Source organism: Micromonospora echinaurantiaca, from assembly GCF_900090235.1.
GTDB lineage: Bacteria > Actinomycetota > Actinomycetes > Mycobacteriales > Micromonosporaceae > Micromonospora > Micromonospora echinaurantiaca.
On record NZ_LT607750.1, the window covers coordinates 6,813,475 to 6,829,791 of the forward strand.

Annotated in this window: 13 protein-coding genes; 8 read left to right on the forward strand and 5 right to left on the reverse strand. The window is 73.4% G+C overall.

The features are described from left to right. Positions 1-10: 10 nt before the first annotated feature. Positions 11-391 (forward strand): Rv3654c family TadE-like protein, encoded by a 381-nt coding sequence (locus GA0070609_RS30970; protein WP_088998070.1) that lies wholly within the window; start codon positions 11-13, stop codon positions 389-391. A gap of 274 nt (positions 392-665) precedes the next feature. Here GA0070609_RS30970 and GA0070609_RS30975 read toward each other — a convergent pair whose 3' ends face one another. The 3 genes from GA0070609_RS30975 to GA0070609_RS30985 form a co-directional block, all read right to left on the reverse strand. Then, a complete protein-coding gene (locus GA0070609_RS30975; protein ID WP_088998071.1) occupies positions 666-1,244 on the reverse strand; it encodes an LURP-one-related/scramblase family protein in 579 nt (192 codons plus the stop codon). Positions 1,245-1,341: 97 nt separating this feature from the next. Continuing rightward, positions 1,342-1,548, reverse strand: coding sequence for a hypothetical protein (locus GA0070609_RS30980; protein ID WP_088997062.1), 207 nt, complete (start codon positions 1,546-1,548; stop codon positions 1,342-1,344). Positions 1,549-1,664: 116 nt separating this feature from the next. Then, complete coding sequence (locus GA0070609_RS30985; RefSeq protein WP_231928468.1) at positions 1,665-4,013, reverse strand: DEAD/DEAH box helicase; 2,349 nt, start codon at positions 4,011-4,013, stop codon at positions 1,665-1,667. 301 nt (positions 4,014-4,314) lie between these two features. Between GA0070609_RS30985 and GA0070609_RS30990 the strand changes: the two genes are divergently transcribed. The 6 genes from GA0070609_RS30990 to topA all read left to right on the forward strand — a co-directional run bounded on the left by GA0070609_RS30990 (position 4,315) and on the right by topA (position 12,592). Further along, positions 4,315-4,671, forward strand: a complete 357-nt coding sequence (locus GA0070609_RS30990; protein ID WP_088997063.1) for an STAS domain-containing protein — start codon at positions 4,315-4,317, stop codon at positions 4,669-4,671. Continuing rightward, complete coding sequence (locus GA0070609_RS30995; protein WP_088997064.1) at positions 4,668-5,105, forward strand: ATP-binding protein; 438 nt, start codon at positions 4,668-4,670, stop codon at positions 5,103-5,105. Before GA0070609_RS30990 ends, GA0070609_RS30995 begins: the two co-directional genes overlap by 4 nt. Before the next feature lie 320 nt (positions 5,106-5,425). Further along, a complete protein-coding gene (locus tag GA0070609_RS31000; protein WP_088997065.1) occupies positions 5,426-7,798 on the forward strand; it encodes a sodium-translocating pyrophosphatase in 2,373 nt (790 codons plus the stop codon). Positions 7,799-7,931: 133 nt separating this feature from the next. After that, positions 7,932-8,474: a hypothetical protein gene (locus GA0070609_RS31005; protein ID WP_088997066.1), complete on the forward strand. Its 543-nt coding sequence runs from the start codon at positions 7,932-7,934 to the stop codon at positions 8,472-8,474. Next, positions 8,465-9,319 (forward strand): hypothetical protein, encoded by an 855-nt coding sequence (locus GA0070609_RS31010; protein WP_172899437.1) that lies wholly within the window; start codon positions 8,465-8,467, stop codon positions 9,317-9,319. The genes GA0070609_RS31005 and GA0070609_RS31010 overlap by 10 nt, the downstream gene beginning before the upstream one ends. A 462-nt stretch (positions 9,320-9,781) precedes the next feature. Beyond that, positions 9,782-12,592 (forward strand): type I DNA topoisomerase, encoded by a 2,811-nt coding sequence (gene topA, locus GA0070609_RS31015; protein WP_088997067.1) that lies wholly within the window; start codon positions 9,782-9,784, stop codon positions 12,590-12,592. 70 nt (positions 12,593-12,662) lie between these two features. Here the strand turns inward: topA and GA0070609_RS31020 are convergent, their stop codons facing one another. Further along, positions 12,663-13,976, reverse strand: coding sequence for a D-arabinono-1,4-lactone oxidase (locus tag GA0070609_RS31020; RefSeq protein ID WP_088997068.1), 1,314 nt, complete (start codon positions 13,974-13,976; stop codon positions 12,663-12,665). Positions 13,977-14,201: 225 nt separating this feature from the next. Between GA0070609_RS31020 and GA0070609_RS31025 the strand changes: the two genes are divergently transcribed. Next, positions 14,202-14,777 (forward strand): TetR family transcriptional regulator, encoded by a 576-nt coding sequence (locus tag GA0070609_RS31025; RefSeq protein ID WP_088997069.1) that lies wholly within the window; start codon positions 14,202-14,204, stop codon positions 14,775-14,777. A 245-nt stretch (positions 14,778-15,022) separates the two neighbouring features. On the opposite strand, the gene GA0070609_RS31030 is transcribed toward GA0070609_RS31025, so the two are convergent. After that, the gene (locus GA0070609_RS31030) at positions 15,023-16,228 is read right to left on the reverse strand and encodes an amino acid deaminase/aldolase (protein WP_088997070.1); all 1,206 of its coding nucleotides are present in this window, start codon (positions 16,226-16,228) and stop codon (positions 15,023-15,025) included. Positions 16,229-16,317: the final 89 nt, after the last annotated feature.

Below are 16,317 nucleotides of genomic sequence, written 5' to 3' on the forward strand. Positions count from 1 at the left end.
GTGGGTTCGGCTGCGACGTCGGCCTGCCGGTCGGCCCGCCGGTCGGGCCGGGGAGCGGGGCGGGGCAACGATCTGTCTGCTCGCCGTCGGGCTGGTGTTCATGATGGTCGGTCTGTTCGGCGCGGCGGTGGCCAGCGCCCGGGCGGCGCGGCAGCAGGCGCGGGTGGCGGCCGACTTCGCCGCGCTCGGCGGAGCCGGCCGGGCACTCGACGGTGCTGAGGTTGCCTGCGGACGGGCGGCCGAGATCGCCGCCGCCAACGGCGGACGGCTGGTCGGTTGCCGGCTCGACGGACTGGACGTCCTAGTGACAGCGCAGGTGACTGTCGCGCCGCTACCGGGCCTGACCCGCGTCGCCAGGGTCAGCGCACGAGCCGGCCCGGTACGGGGCTGACCTGCGGGTCGGACCGGTCGGGCGTGCCGGGTGGCTCGCCAGGGCCCGTGGGCAACCCACGCCAGGCGGAGCCCGGGGCGGGGCCAGCGGTTACCCGCGCCCCGCGTGTCGGGCGTCAGCGGCTATCTGCGGCCCGGGCGCCGGGCCGTCAGCGGTCACCCGCTCCCCGGGCGCCGGGCGTTGGCGGTTACCGGGCCCGGGGCGGGGCGCCGGCGGTTACCCGCGCCCTGGAGGCGCGTCGCCGGCGGCTCTCCGCGCCCCGGGCGCCGGGGCGTCAGCGGGCCTGGAGAGCGTCGAGCGCGACGGCCATCGCGATGACCAGCCGCCGGTCGATCTGCGGGTGCTGGATCTCGACCACGTACCGGTCGCGCAGGCCCCACTTCTTGACCACCGTGAAGACGGGCTGGCCGTTCGCGGTGAAGTCGAAGTGGTACGGCAGCCAGGACAGCGAGTCGACGAAGCGCCGCAGCAGCGCCACCGGCAGGCTGCGCTCCTGGCCGGTGACCTGCGGCAGTCCGTGCTGTTCCACGTGCCAGGTGGAGCGGAGCAGTGACTGGGCGAAGTCCTTGCGGAACGTGCCGATCGGGTTGCCGGCGGCGTCCGTCACGTCGTACGTGGCACCGAGGTCGAGGCGCTGGCGGGCCTTGAACCCGAGCAGCGGCTGCTGCTTCGAGTCGTCCGTGTAGATGGTCACCTGCTCCTTGAAGGCGAGCCGCTTCTGCTGGGCGAACGCCAGCAGCCCGCCCTCGGAGCCGTCCGGCGCGACGGCGTGCACCTCGTACTGGTTGACCATCATCCGCACCCGTTGGCGGATGTGGAACTGCTGCTGAGCCTGCAGGTTGTCGGGCTGCATCATGTCTCCTCACCGATAATCGGCCGGAGTCTCGCACAACCGCGTCGCCCCCGCCGCCCGGAACCGCCGCGACCGCCACGGGAGTCGGGGTCAGGTGTCAACGCCCGCCGTCCACCGTGGCGCGCAACGCCCAACCGTTGAGCACCTGGTGGATGCCGCGCAGCCGCTCGTTGATCTGCTCCAGCCGCTCCGCCTGGGCCAGCGCGGCGAGCGCGGCGCCGAGCGCTATCTGCTGGTCGGGGGTGAGGTTCTCCTGGTCGACGGTGTAGAGCAGGTCGACGGTCTCGGCGATGGTGTCGGCCACGACTCCTCCTCCAACGGACGGGCGACGGCGGGACGGCAAACGACGGAACGAGCAGAACCGTCAATGGAAGCGCTCCCACGTCATTGCCCCACAAGGGCCGGGTTCATGCACACGACTCAGGACGGCAGGTTGGCCAGCACCACGTCGAGCACCCGGATCGCGTCCGGCTTGGACAGCGGATTGTTGCCGTTGCCGCACTTCGGCGACTGCACGCAGGACGGGCAGCCCGCCTCGCAGCCGCACTCCGCGATCGCGTCCCGGGTGGCCCGCAGCCAGGCCGCCGCCGTGCCGTACGCGCGCTCGGCGAAACCCGCCCCGCCCGGGTGGCCGTCGTAGACGAAGACGGTCGGCGCCTCGGTGTCCGGGTGCACCGCCGTGGAGAGCCCGCCGATGTCCCACCGGTCGCAGGTCGCCATCAGCGGCAGCAGCCCGATCGCGGCGTGCTCGGCGGCGTGCAGCGCCCCCGGCACGTCGGCCGGCTCCACCCCCGCCCCGGCCAGCGACTCCGGCGACAGGGTGAACCAGACCGCCACGGTGCGCAGTTCCCGGGCCGGCAGGTCCAGCGGCCGGGTGTCGATCACCTCGCCGGTGGCGATCCGGCGCCGCTGGTAGGAGACCACCTGGCTGGTCACGTCCACCTCGCCGAGGAAGAGCCCCACCGGCCCGGCGTCGACATAGGAGCGGACGCCCACCACCGACAGCGAGGTGACGTCGCGGGCGTGGGTGGACCAGTCCGGCTCCTCCGGGTGCACCAGCGCGCACCCGTCGGCCAGGTCCAGCTCGTCCACCACGTACGAGACGCCCTGGTGCAGGTAGACCGCGCCGGGGTGAAGCAGGAAGTGCGATGAGCCGCCGTCGACGGTGCCGAGCAGCCGCCCGGTCGCCGACTCCACCACGCAGACCGGGGCGCCGCCCTCGCCGCGCAGGTCCACCTCGGGCCGCTCCCGGTGCCGCCAGTACCAGCCGGTCGGGCGCTGCCGCAGCGCGCCCGCCTCGACCAGCGCGTCCACCGCCTCCTTCGCCCCGTCGCCGAAGAGCGCCAGGTCGGCCGGGGTCAGCGGCGCCTCGACGGCCGCGCAGGCCAGTTGCGGCCCGAGCACGTACGGGTTGGCCGGGTCGAGCACGGTGGCCTCCACCGGCGCCCCGAACAGCGCCTCCGGATGGTGCACCAGGTAGGTGTCCAGCGGGTCGTCCCGGGCCACCAGCACGGCGAGCGCCTCCTGCCCGGAGCGCCCCGCCCGCCCGGCCTGCTGCCACAGCGAGGCCCGGGTGCCCGGGTAACCACAGATCAGCACCGCGTCCAGGCCGATCAGGTCGACGCCCAACTCCAGCGCGTTGGTCGAGGCCAACCCGAGCAGCTCGCCGTGCAGCAACGCCCGCTCCAGTTCCCGCCGCTCCTCGCGCAGGTAGCCGGCCCGGTAGGCGGCCACCCGGTCGCCGAGCCCCGGCACCGCCTCGTCCAGCGCGCGACGCGCGTTGGCCGCCACCACCTCGGCGCCCCGGCGGGACCGGACGAAGGCGAGCGTGCGTACCCCCTCGGCGACCGTGTCGGCGAGCAGGTCCGCGGTCTCCCGCAGCGCCGACCGGCGCACCGGCGCGAGGTCCACCGCATCGGACGAGGTGTCGGCCGAGGGCAGCAGCGGCGGCTCCCAGAGCGCGAAGGTCACCCCGCCGCGCGGCGAGGTGTCCTCGGTGACGGCGGCCACCGGCAGGCCGGTGAGCCGCCCGGCCGCCGTCGCCGGGTCGCCCGACGTCGCCGAGGCCAGCACGAAGACCGGCGTGTTGCGGGAGCCCGCGAGCGCAGGGGAGGAGGCGCGGCCCGTAGCTCCGCTCAATCTGCGCAGCCGACGCAGCACGTGCGCGACGTGCGAGCCGAACACGCCCCGGTAGGTGTGGCACTCGTCGACCACCACGTACGCCAGCCGGCGCAGGAACCCGGACCACTGGGCGTGCCCCGGCAGGATGCCGTGGTGCAGCATGTCCGGGTTGGTCAGCACGAACCGGGAGTGCCGCCTGATCCACTCCCGCTCGGCGCGCGGGGTGTCCCCGTCGTAGCAGGCCGGGCGTACCCCCTCCAGCTCCAACTCGGCGACGGCGCGCAGCTGGTCGGCGGCGAGCGCCTTGGTCGGCGCCAGGTAGAGCACGGTGGCCCGAGGGTCGGCGAGCAGCGCCGAGAGCGCGGGCAGCTGGTACGCCATCGACTTGCCGGACGCGGTGCCGGTGGCCACCACCACGTGCTGCCCGTCGTACGCCAGGGTGGCCGCCTCGGCCTGGTGCCGCCACGGCGCGACCACGCCGCGGCGGGCGAACGCCGCGCGCAGCTCCGCCGGGACCCACTCCGGCCAGGGCGCGGGCACGCCGGCCCGGGCCGGCACCCGCTCGACGTGGGTGACCGGGTCGGTTGGGTGCCGGCCGCGTAGCCGCCCCAGCAGCTCAACCGGCGCTCGCCCAACCCCAGCGGACACGGTGGCGGCAGACGACAGCCCCAGGCCACCACTCGACACCAGACCTGACGGCTTCAGGTCGTCGCGCGGCGTCAGCCGAGCCGAGCCGGAGCTGTCGGTCGACGGCTTCAGGTCGTCGCGCGGCGTCAGACGAGCCGAGCTGAAGCTGTCGGTGGTCACGACCTGCACTCTCGCACTGGTGTTCGGAAATGAAAAGCCGGCGGGCTGGGTATGGGGGAGGCTTCGCCGGTGAGCCGTCGGGCCGCACCGGCGGTAGTGGTTAGATGCCCAGGAGAGTTTACGGCTCTTGCGAGGAGGACCGATGGAGCTGTCGCTGGCGACCCGCACCGTGGGGGAGCACACGGTGCTCGAGGTCGGCGGTGAGGTGGACGTCTACACCGCCCCCCGGCTGCGCGAGCGGCTCCTCGAACTGATCGGCGGCGGGGCCCGCCACGTGGTGGTGGACCTCGGTCGGGTGGACTTCCTCGACTCCACCGGGCTGGGCGTGCTGGTCGGCGCGCTCAAGCGGCTGCGCTCGGCCGGCGGTTCGTTCGCGCTGGTCTGCGACAAGGAGCCGCTGCTCAAGATCTTCCGGATCACCGCGCTCGACCAGGTCTTTCCGCTGCACCCCACGGTCGACGCCGCGGTGGCCGCGGGACCGACCGGCGCCGGCGCGTGATGGCCACGGTCCGGCTCTCGTTCTCGCCGGCTCCGGTGCACGTCCGCACCGCCCGCCTGGTCGGCGTCGCGGTCGCCCGGCGGGCCGGGGTGCGCGAGGACCTGCTCGACGAGGTGCGCCTGGCGATCGGCGAGGCGTGCACCCGGGCGGTCGCCCTGCACCGCCAGTACGGGCTGGCCGACCCGGTGCTGGTGGAGATGTCCGACGCCGGGCAGTACGCCGTCCGGGTGATCGACCGCGCTCCGATCGAGGCCGGCATCGGGCTGGCCGCGCTGCCGCCGGACGAACTGGCCGACGAGTCGCTCACCGACGAGGCGCTCACCACCGGTGTCGGCTTCGCGCTGCTCGCCGGTTTCGTCGAGGATCTCCAGGTACGCCCGGTCGACGAGGGCATCGGCACCGAGGTCCGGATGGTCTGGCCCGTCGGCCGCTGACCTGCTCGTTCGCCACTTCAGGCCGCGTCCCCAGCTCGGGGCGCGGCCTGTCTGGCATGGATCCGCTCCTATATCAGATTTCGGTTCATAACACAGCGACGAAGATCATCGAGGGAGGGTGCCCCCTCGGTGTGACCTCCGACACGGCAGAGGGCTACAGTACGCGGGTTGTCAGCAAGTGATCCATCCCGCAGCCAGCGGGAACGGGTGTTCATCGCTGGTCCGCCGGGGTGGGTTGGCGCGCGCTTGCGAATCCGCATCCAGGCGCCGGTCGGTGCGTCTCCACCGGCCGGCGCGAGTGTCGGTACAGGAGGACACAGATGTCCGATACCTTGGCCGCCGCCGAAAGCGGCGGGATCTCCCTCACCGGAGCCAATGTCACATACGTCGTCATCGCCGCGGTGATCGCGCTGGTGGCGCTCGCCTTCGCCGCCGCGCTGACGAAGGCGGTGCTGGCGGCCGGTAAGGGCACCACCAACATGCAGGAGATCTCCGGGGCCGTCCAGGAGGGCGCCTCGGCCTACCTGCTCCGGCAGTTCCGCACCCTGGCCATCTTCGTGGTCATCGCCGTGGTGCTGCTCTTCCTGCTGCCGGTGCACGACACCGACGGCAGCGAGACCGCGGTGAAGATCGGCCGCTCGCTCTTCTTCGTGGTGGGCGCCCTGTTCAGCGCGTTCATCGGCGGCGCCGGCATGTGGCTGGCCACCCGGGCCAACCTGCGGGTGGCCGCCGCCGCGCGGGAGCGACAGGGCGGCCGGGAGGCGGCCATGAAGATCGCCTTCCGGACCGGTGGCGTGGTCGGCTTCCTCACCGTCGGCCTCGGCCTCTTCGGCGCCGCGCTGGTCGTGCTGATCTTCCGGGGCGACGCGCCGACCGTGCTGGAGGGCTTCGGCTTCGGCGCCGCGCTGCTGGCCATGTTCATGCGGGTCGGCGGCGGCATCTTCACCAAGGCCGCCGACGTCGGCGCCGACCTGGTCGGCAAGGTCGAGCAGGGCATCCCCGAGGACGACCCGCGCAACGCCGCCACCATCGCCGACAACGTCGGCGACAACGTCGGTGACTGCGCCGGCATGGCCGCCGACCTGTTCGAGTCGTACGCGGTCACGCTGGTCGCCGCGCTGATCCTCGGCCGGGCCGCGTTCGGGAACGAGGGCCTGGTCTTCCCGCTGATCATCTCCACCATCGGTGTGCTGGTGGCGATCATCGGGGTCTTCATCACCCGGCTGCGCACCTCCGACCGGAACGGCCTGACCGCGATCAACCGGGCGTTCTACCTCTCCGCGGTGATCTCGGCGGTGCTGGTGGCGATCGCCGCGTTCGCGTACCTGCCGGCGACCTTCGACGGTCTCGAGCGCGGCCTCACCAACTCCGACGGCAGCCCGATCGACGGCAACCCGCGGCTGGTGGCCATCGGCGCCGTGGTGATCGGCATCGTGCTCGCCGCCGCGATCCAGGCGCTGACCGGCTACTTCACCGAGACCAACCGGCGCCCGGTGCAGGACATCGGCAAGAGCTCGCAGACCGGCGCGGCCACCGTCATCCTGGCCGGCATCAGCGTCGGCCTGGAGTCGGCGGTCTACTCGGCGCTGCTGATCGGCGCCGGCGTCTTCGGGGCCTTCCTGCTCGGCGGCAGCTCGATCACGCTCTCGCTGTTCGCGGTGGCGCTGGCCGGCACCGGCCTGCTCACCACGGTCGGCGTGATCGTCGCGATGGACACCTTCGGGCCGATCTCCGACAACGCCCAGGGCGTGGCCGAGATGTCCGGCGACATCGACGAGCACGGCGCGCAAACCCTCACCGAGCTGGACGCCGTCGGCAACACCACCAAGGCGATCACCAAGGGCATCGCGATCGCCACCGCAGTGCTCGCCGCGACCGCGCTGTTCGGCTCGTACACCGACACCCTGCGCACCGCGTACGCGGACGCCGGGGTGGGCGACGTGGGCGGCGAGATCCTCAACTCGCTGAACGTGGCCAACCCGCGCAACCTGGTCGGCCTGATCATCGGTGCGGCCGTGGTCTTCCTCTTCTCCGGCCTGGCCATCAACGCGGTGTCCCGCTCGGCCGGCGCCGTGGTGATGGAGGTCCGCCGGCAGTTCCGTGAGCTGCCCGGCATCATGGACCGCACCCAGCGCCCGGAGTACGGCAAGGTCGTCGACATCTGCACCCGGGACGCGCAGCGCGAGCTGATGACCCCGGGCCTGCTCGCCATCCTGGCGCCGATCGCTGTCGGCTTCGGCCTCGGGCCGGGCGCCCTGGCGTCCTACCTGGCCGGCGCGATCGGGGCCGGCACGCTGATGGCGGTGTTCCTGGCCAACTCCGGTGGCGCCTGGGACAACGCCAAGAAGCTGGTCGAGGACGGCGCGTACGGGGGCAAGGGCTCCGAGTCGCACGCCGCGACCGTCATCGGCGACACCGTCGGTGACCCGTTCAAGGACACCGCCGGCCCGGCCATCAACCCGCTGATCAAGGTGATGAACCTGGTCTCGCTGCTGATCGCCCCGGCCGTGGTGGCCTGGAGCGTCGGCGACGACCGGAACACCGGCCTGCGGGTGGCCATCGCCGTGGTGGCCGCGCTGATCATCGTGGCGGCCGTGGTGTTCAGCAAGCGCAAGGGCGTGGCGATGTCCGACTCGGACACCGACGCCGGCGCGGGCAGCCCGGATCAGCGACCGGAGCCGGTCAACGCCTGATCCGTACCTCCCACCCGGTCCCCGGTCGGCAACCCGCCGGCCGGGGACCGGTCTGTCCGGGCCCGCCGGAGCAGCATCGGGGCGCCGCGCCTGACCGGTGCCACCACTCGACAGAGGTCGTACGCTGCAACGCATGCGTACGTGCCGGGCGACAGCCGCCGGAAAGCTCACGGTGGTCGTGGCCACGCTCGTACTCACCGTCGCCGGCTGCGGCGGCGGACCCAGCCCGCGGGCCTGGGCGGCGTCGGTCTGCTCGGCGCTGACCCCCTGGCGGGCCGAGATCAGCAAGCTGACCAGCAGCACCGACCAGCAGATGACCGCGCAGACCACGCCGGCGCAGGCCAAGGAGAACCTGGTGCGGCTCTTCGGCGGCGCCGAGCAGGCCAGCGAGACGGCCCGGCGCAAGGTCGAGCAGGCCGGCATCCCGGAGGCCGAGCACGGCGCCGAGGTGTCCGCGGGGTTCCGCACCTCGCTGGCGAAGATGCGCGACGCGTACGGCAAGGCCCGGGACACCATCGACGGGCTGAGCACCGGCCAGGCCGGCCCCTTCTACGACGGCGTCCGCGCCGCGGTGGACACCCTGAACAAGGAGTACGACGCGAGCGCGCTGGACACCAGCCGGCTCAACTCCGAGGAGTTGAAACGCGCCTTCGCCGAGGTGCCGGAGTGTCGCTGACCGGAACCGGTGAGCCGCCGGACGGGCAGCCGCCCCCGGCGCTGTTCCCGGTGCCCGAGCCGGCTCCGCCCGCGCAGGGTCGGCCCGGCCGGCCGGCTACCGGTGGTGGCCGGCGGCGGGGCGGCCGGTCCGGCAGCGCCGGGTCGACCGCGACGGCCGACCGGAGCGAGCCGACCGCCGAGGCCGGCCCGCTTGATCCGACCGACCTGTCCGATCCATCCGATCCGTCCGGTCCGGCCGCTGCTGAGGGTGGCCGGGACGAAGCCCGCCGGCAACTGGTCTTCTTCGGCGCGGAGGCGGCGGACCCGTCGGTCGCCGATCTCGCCGGTCTGCTCGCCGGGCCTGGGGAGGTGGCGGTGATGGGTGGCACCGCCCGGCTGTCGGTGGTGGTGGACGCCGCTTGGCGGGTGCACGTCCTGGTCGCCGAACTGGCGCTGCGCGGCCTCCCCGCCAGCTGGGAGGCGACCGAGGACGAGCGGCACGCGGTACGCACCTCGTACACCCGGACCTTGAAGCCGCTGGCGGCGGCGTGGCTGCGCGGGCCGGTGAAGCGGCCGCCCGCCGGTTTCCATCTCAACGGGCGGCGGCTGCGGCTCTGGCTGGCCGCGGCGGGGGTGGCCGAGCCGGCCGGGTTCCTGCTCCGGCTCGGCGCGGCCGACGCCGAGTGCCGGGCGGCGGTCGGCGCGGCGCTGGCCGCTGCCGGGCTGGCCGGGGAACCGCTGGAACCGGACGCGGACGGCCCGGCGTACCGGATCACCGGCCGTCGCCGGCTGGCCCGGTTGGCCGAACTGGTCGGCGACCGCCCGCCGGCCGCGCCGCCCACCGCCTGGCCCGCCCGGCCCTGACCCGCCGGACCCGCCCGGCCCGGCGCCGCCGGGCTCGCGCCGCCCGGCTGTCCGGCCGGTCAGCGCCGGGCCCGCCCGGCCCTGCGCTCCGCGCGGGTCGCCGCCGGGCCGGCACCCGGGCGGGACCGCCCCGGGTGGCGGTGGGCTGTCCGGTCGGCGACAGTGGGGGTGGGGCGGGGTGGTTTGGGCCGGAAAACGGCCGGGTGGCGCCTCGGCCGAGGGTCCGCCATCGTCACAGTGTCCCGCTCCCGGGCCTACCCACGGTGTACGGTGGCGCCGTCTGGCAACCCCGGCCGCGTCACGGCGGCGGCGACCGCCCCGCCGGGGTGGTTTGCCGCCCGCGAAACCCGAAACGCGGACGGCGCGTTACGTTGGACATCCGGACCGCCGGGCATCGGCGGGTCGAAGCCGGCCCGAACGGGACGCGGGCGGCAGTGAGCAGGAGTGAGGTCGGAGAGAAACGTGCCGAGCAACGCTGGAACCACCCGTCTGGTCATCGTCGAGTCACCGGCGAAGGCCAAGACGATCTCGGGCTACCTCGGCCCGGGGTACGTCGTGGAGGCCAGCTTCGGCCACGTCCGGGACCTCCCGCGCAACGCCGCCGACGTGCCGGCCAAGTACAAGGGCGAGCCGTGGGCCCGGCTCGGGGTGGACGTCGACAACGGCTTCCACGCCCTCTACGTGGTCTCCGCCGACCGCAAGCAGCAGATCAGCAAGCTGGTGAAGCTGGCCAAGGAGGTCGACGAGATCTTCCTGGCGACGGACGAGGACCGCGAGGGCGAGGCGATCGCCTGGCACCTGGTGGAGACGCTCAAACCCAAGGTGCCGGTCAAGCGGATGGTCTTCCACGAGATCACCAAGCCGGCCATCCAGGCCGCGGTGGCCAACCCCCGTGAGATCGACCGTGACCTGGTCGACGCCCAGGAGGCGCGGCGCATCCTCGACCGCCTCTACGGCTACGAGGTCTCCCCGGTGCTGTGGAAGAAGGTCATGCCGAAGCTCTCGGCGGGCCGGGTGCAGTCGGTGGCGACCCGGATCGTGGTCGAGCGGGAGCGGCAGCGGATGGCCTTCCGCACCGCCGAGTACTGGGACATCCTGGCCACGCTGGCGGTCGGCAACGCCGGCGAGGGCCCGCGCAGCTTCAACGCCACCCTGGTCGCGCTGAACGGCGACCGGATCGCCACCGGCAAGGACTTCGAGCCCACGACCGGCCGGGTGAAGCCCGGTGCCGGGGTGGTCCACCTCGACGAAGGAGGTGCCCGGGGTCTCGCGGCCCGGCTGGAAGGCCGGCCGTTCACCGTCACCCGGGTCGAGGAGAAGCCCTACCGCCGCCGCCCGTACGCGCCGTTCATCACCTCGACCCTCCAGCAGGAGGCGGCCCGCAAGCTGCGGTTCTCGTCCCAGCAGACGATGCGCACCGCGCAGCGGCTCTACGAGAACGGCTACATCACCTACATGCGTACCGACTCGGTGAACCTGTCGGAGACCGCCATCGCGGCGGCCCGCCGGCAGATCGTCGAGCTGTACGGCGAGCGGAGCGTGCCGCCGGAGCCGCGCCGCTACACCGGCAAGGTGAAGAACGCGCAGGAGGCGCACGAGGCGATCCGCCCGGCGGGGGACAACTTCCGCACCCCGGGCGAGGTGGCCAAGGAGCTGTCCGCCGAGGAGTTCAAGCTCTACGAGCTGATCTGGCGGCGCACCATCGCCTCGCAGATGACCGACGCGGTGGGTTCCAGCGTCTCGGTGCGGATCCGCGCCGTCTCCTCGGCCAGCGAGGAGGCCGACTTCGGCGCCACCGGCAAGACCATCACCGACCCCGGCTTCCTGCGGGCGTACGTCGAGTCCAGCGACGACGAGAACGCCGAGGCCGAGGATGCCGAGCGGCGGCTGCCCACCCTGGTCAAGGACCAGCCGCTGACCGCCGAGGAGCTGGCCGCGCAGGGTCACCACACCCAGCCGCCGTCGCGCTACACCGAGGCGTCGCTGGTCAAGGCCCTCGAAGAGCTGGGCATCGGCCGCCCCTCCACGTACGCGTCGATCATGCAGACCATCCAGGACCGCGGCTACGTCTTCAAGCGCGGCCAGGCGATGATCCCGTCCTTCCTGGCGTTCGCCGTGATCGGGCTGCTCGAGCGGCACTACCCGCGGCTGGTCGACTACGACTTCACCGCCAGCATGGAGAACGAGCTGGACGAGATCGCCGGCGGTGACCACGCGGCGGTCGACTTCCTCACCGCTTTCTACTTCGGCAGCGCCAACGGCGCCGGCGACCAGGACATCGCCCGCTCCGGTGGGCTGAAGAAGCTGGTCACCGAGAACCTCAGCGAGATCGACGCGCGCAGCGTCAACTCGATCCCGCTGTTCACCGACGACGAGGGTCGCGAGGTCGTGGTCCGGGTCGGGCGCTACGGGCCGTACCTGCAGCGGGCGGTGCCGGGCGAGGCGCCCGCGCCGGTCGCCGAGGGCGAAGAGGGCGGCACCCAGGGCGACCGGGCCCCGATCCCCGAGGGCCTGGCGCCGGACGAGCTGACCCCGGAGAAGGTGCACGAGCTGTTCCTCGGCGGCGGAGGTGAGCGCAAGCTCGGCGACGACCCGGCCACCGGGGAGCCGATCCTGCTCAAGTCCGGCCGGTTCGGCCCGTACGTGGCCAGCGGCGAGCGGAAGTCCTCCCTGCTGCGCTCGCAGTCGCCGGATTCGCTCACCTTCGACGAGGCGCTCAAGCTGCTCAGCCTGCCCCGGCTCGTCGGGGTGGACCCGGAGGGCAACGAGGTCTTCGCCAACAACGGCCGCTACGGCCCGTACGTCAAGCGCGGCGAGGAGTTCCGTTCGCTGGACTCCGAGGACAAGATGTTCACCGTCACGCTGGACGAGGCGCTGGCCCTGCTGGCCGCCCCGAAGACCCGCCAGCGCCGGGCCGCCGCGCCGCCGCTGCGGGAGATGGGCGCCGACCCGCTGACCGAGAAGCCGCTGGTGATCAAGGATGGCCGGTTCGGCCCGTACGTCACCGACGGCGAGACGAACGCGTCGCTGCGTCGCGGCCAGACTCCGGAGGCGCTGAGCCTGGAGGAGGCCTCCGAGATGCTCGCCGAGAAGCGCGCCAAGGGCCCCGCCCCGCGCAAGAAGGCGGCCGCGAAGAAGGCCCCCGCCAAGAAGGCCACGGCGACCAAGAAGACCGCCGCCGCCGCCAAGACCACGGCGAAGAAGACCACCACCGCCAAGACCACCACGGCGAAGAAGGCCGCCCCCAAGAAGGCCACCACCCCCACCGACTAGCCGACCGCCGGGATCTTGGTACGGGAACGCCCCTTCAGGACGCGTCCGTACCGAGATCGCGGCGGGCTGCTCAGCCGAGGATGTGGGTGAGGTGGGGGTTGGTGAAGAGGCGGTTCGGGTCCAGGCGGGCCCGGATGGCCTGGAAGTCGGCCCAGCGGGGGTAGGCGGGCGCCAGCGAGGCGGCGTCGCGGTAGTGCAGCTTGCCCCAGTGCGGGCGTCCGCCCAGGCCGGCGGCGACCTGCTCGAACGCCCGGAAGTACGGCTCGTAGGGCATGCCCACGTACTGGTGCACGGCCAGGTACGCCGAGTCGCGGCCGTAGCCGTGCGACAGCCAGATGTCGTCGGCGGCGGTGAACCGGATCTCGACCGGGAAGAGCACCTTGAAGGGCAGCCCGCCCACGATCCGGCGCAGCGCGTCCAGCGCCTCGGGCAGCGCGGCGCGCGGCACCGCGTACTCCATCTCGACGAAGCGGACCCGGCGCGGGGTGCAGAAGACCCGGTCGGAGCGGCCGGTGTAGCGGCGCTCGGTGAGCGCCCGGGCGGAGACCGCGCTGATCCTCGGGGCGAGCGCCGGCACGGCGCGGCCGAGCCGGCAGGCGCCGGCGAAGACGGTGTTGGACAGGAACTCGTCGTCCAGCCAGCCGCGCCAGCGGGGCAGCGGCCGGTCGTCGACGGGCACCCGGTCGTTGGTCTTGACCTGCACCCGGTCGGTGTACGGGAACCAGTAGAACTCCACGTGGTCGTGCGCCTCGATCAGCTCGGGCAGCTCGCCGAGGACCGCGGCCAGCGGGGCCGGCCGCTCGTGCGCGTGCAGCACGAAGGCGTCCACGCAGCGCAGGGTGACCTCGACCAGTACGCCGAGCGCGCCGAGCGAGACCCGGGCGGCGGCGAACACGTCCGGGTGCTCGTCGGCGGAGCAGCGCAGCACCTCGCCGGTGCCGGTGACCAGGGTGAGCGCCTCGACGAAGGTGGAGAGGCAGCCGTAGCCGGCCCCGGTGCCGTGGGTGCCGGTGGAGATCGCGCCGGCGACCGTCTGCGCGTCGATGTCGCCGAGGTTGGGCAGGGCCAGCCCGTGCGCGGCGAGCAGGCCGTTGAGGGTGCGCAGCGTCATCCCGGCCGGTACGGTGACCAGCCGGCGCTCGGCGTCCACCCGGACACCGGTGTCCAGCGCGTCCAACTCCATCCGGTGACCGTCGGTGACCGCGACGGCGGTGAACGAGTGCCCGCTGCCGACCGCTCGGATCCGCTGGCGGTTCGCCGCGGCGGTCCGGACGGCCTCGGCCACGTCGGTCACCGAGGTGGGGCGCAGGATGGTGGTGGCGGTGCTGCGCTGGTTGCCGGCCCAGTTGGTCCAGGCGGCGGCGAGCGGTGCGGTGGCGGCCATTCGCGCTCCTCGACATGAATATGAACTGACTTCATATCAGGAACGTTGTACCTGGTAAATACCGCAATCGAGGTCCGCTCGTTGTACCGGTAGTCACTGACATGTGACGTGCAGATATGTTCATCCGTCGAAGGGGGGTGGCGCCGAGTGTCCACACCAGCCGCCACGACCGGGCCGCTGCGCCGCGTACCGGTGCAGGGTCGAAGTGTCGCGCGGGTCCAGCGGATGCTGGACGCCTGCGCCGAGCTCGTCGACGAGGTGGGGTACGAGGGGCTGACCACGACTCTGCTCGCCGAGCGTGCCGAGGTGGCGATCGGGTCGGTCTACCAGTTCTTTCCGGACAAGCGGGCGATCGTGCAGGCGCTGACCCTGCGCACGATGGAGTCCTACCTCCAGCGGCTCGACGAGCGGTTCGCCTCCGACGACCTGACCCACTGGTGGGACGGCGTCGACGCGGGGATCGACGAGTACATCACGATGCACCGTACCGTTCCCGGTTTCCGTACCCTGCACTTCGGCGACGTGGTCGACCTGCACCTGCTCGATGAGCAGCGGGACAACAACGGGGTGATCGCGGACCAGCTGGCCCGCGTGCTCACCGAACGGTTCGGGCTCACCGACGTGCCCGAGCTGCGCTTCCATCTGGAGATCGCGGTGGAGGTGGCCGACGCGCTGATCAAGCTGGCGTTCCGTCGGCGGCCCGAGGGCGACGAGCGGGTGCTGGCCGAGGCGAAGGCGCTCATCCGGGAGTACCTGCACCAGCAGGTCGAGAGCCCGGTGGACGCCGCGCGGTCCAGCTGACCCGGCGCCGCCGGCCCGGGTGCGTGGGCGGCGGCGGACGGCCCGGGGTGCGACCGGGCGCGGTGCGACAGAACTGATCGGCCCGGGGTGCGACCGGGCGCGGTGCGACAGAACGATCGGCCCGGGGTGCGCCGGGCGAGGTGCGACAGGCGGAACGCCCGGGGTGCGACCGGGTGACGGTGCGGAACGACCCCGGATGCGGGGAGTGGGTGCGAACCGGCCCCGCGGTGTGCGGGGCCGGTGACTCAGAGGAACGCGTGGCCCTCGCCCCGGTAGGTGGGCACGGTCGCCACGACCTCGTCCCCCTCCACCAGGTGCAGCTCGTTGACGTGCTCGCAGAGCTCGCCCGCCTTGGCGTGCCGGAACCACACCCGGTCGCCCACCCGCAGGGTGGCGGCCGCGGTGCCGGCCAGCGGGGTCTGCACCTCGCCGGTGCCCTCGGTGCCGATCAGCTTCAGCCCGGCCGGCAGCCACGGCCGGGGAAGGCGGCTGGGCGCGGCCGGACCGGAGGCGATCCAACCGCCGCCGAGCACGGTGGCCAGCCCCGGCGCCGGCCGGCGGACCACCGCGCAGGCGAAGAACGCCGCCGGGGTGGGCCGCCACGCCCGGTAGGCGTCGAACAGCGTCGGCCCGTACAGGCCCGATCCCGCGGTGACCTCGGTGACCGCGGGATCGGCGCTGGTCGCCGCCACGCTGCCGGTGCCGCCGCCGTTGACGAACTCCAGCTCGGCGTGTTCGCGTACCGCGGCCACCGCCGCGCCCCGGCGGGCCAGCAACTCGCGGTACGAGCCGCGCTGGGCCAGCCGGATCGCGGCGCCGAGCACCGCCTGCCCGGGCGGCGCGTCGCCCAGGCCGGCGATCTGTGCCTCGTAGGCCATCAGCCCGACCAGCCGGAAGCCGGCGCGGCCGGCGACGGTGGCGGCGAGCGCGCCGGCGGCCCGGGCGCTGTGCACCGGCGACCGGCGCACCCCGACGTGCACCCCGCGCACCGGCCGCCACGAGGCGTCCAGGTCGAGGCAGAGCCGCAGCTCGGCTCGGCGGGCCGGAGCCCGCACGTCGTCGACCAGGTCGAGCTGTTCGGTGCCGTCCACCATCAGGGTGATCGCGGCGGCGAGCGCCGGGTCGCCGGCCAGCTCGGCGAGCGGGCCCCGGTCGGCGGTCGGGTAGGCGACCAGCACGTCGTCGCTCACCCCCTGGCGGACCAGCCAGATCGCCTCGGGCAGGGTGAACGCCATCACGCCGCGCCAGCCGGGCCGGGCGAGCGTCCGGCTGAGCAGGTCACGGCTGCGGACCGACTTGCTGGCGACCCGGAGCGGCTTGCCGGCCGCGCGGTCGACCAGGGCGGTCGCGTTCGCGTCGTACGCGGTCAGGTCGACCACGGCGTACGGGGGATCGAGGTGGGCGGTCGCCCGATCGAGGCGCTCGCGCAGTTTGTCGCTTTCGGTGGCCACGTGTGCACGCTAACTGTCCGACGGTCAATGCGAAACACCCTCGCGTACGCCCGGCTGTGCGCCGTGGTGCCAGCGGCCTAGGCTCGGCG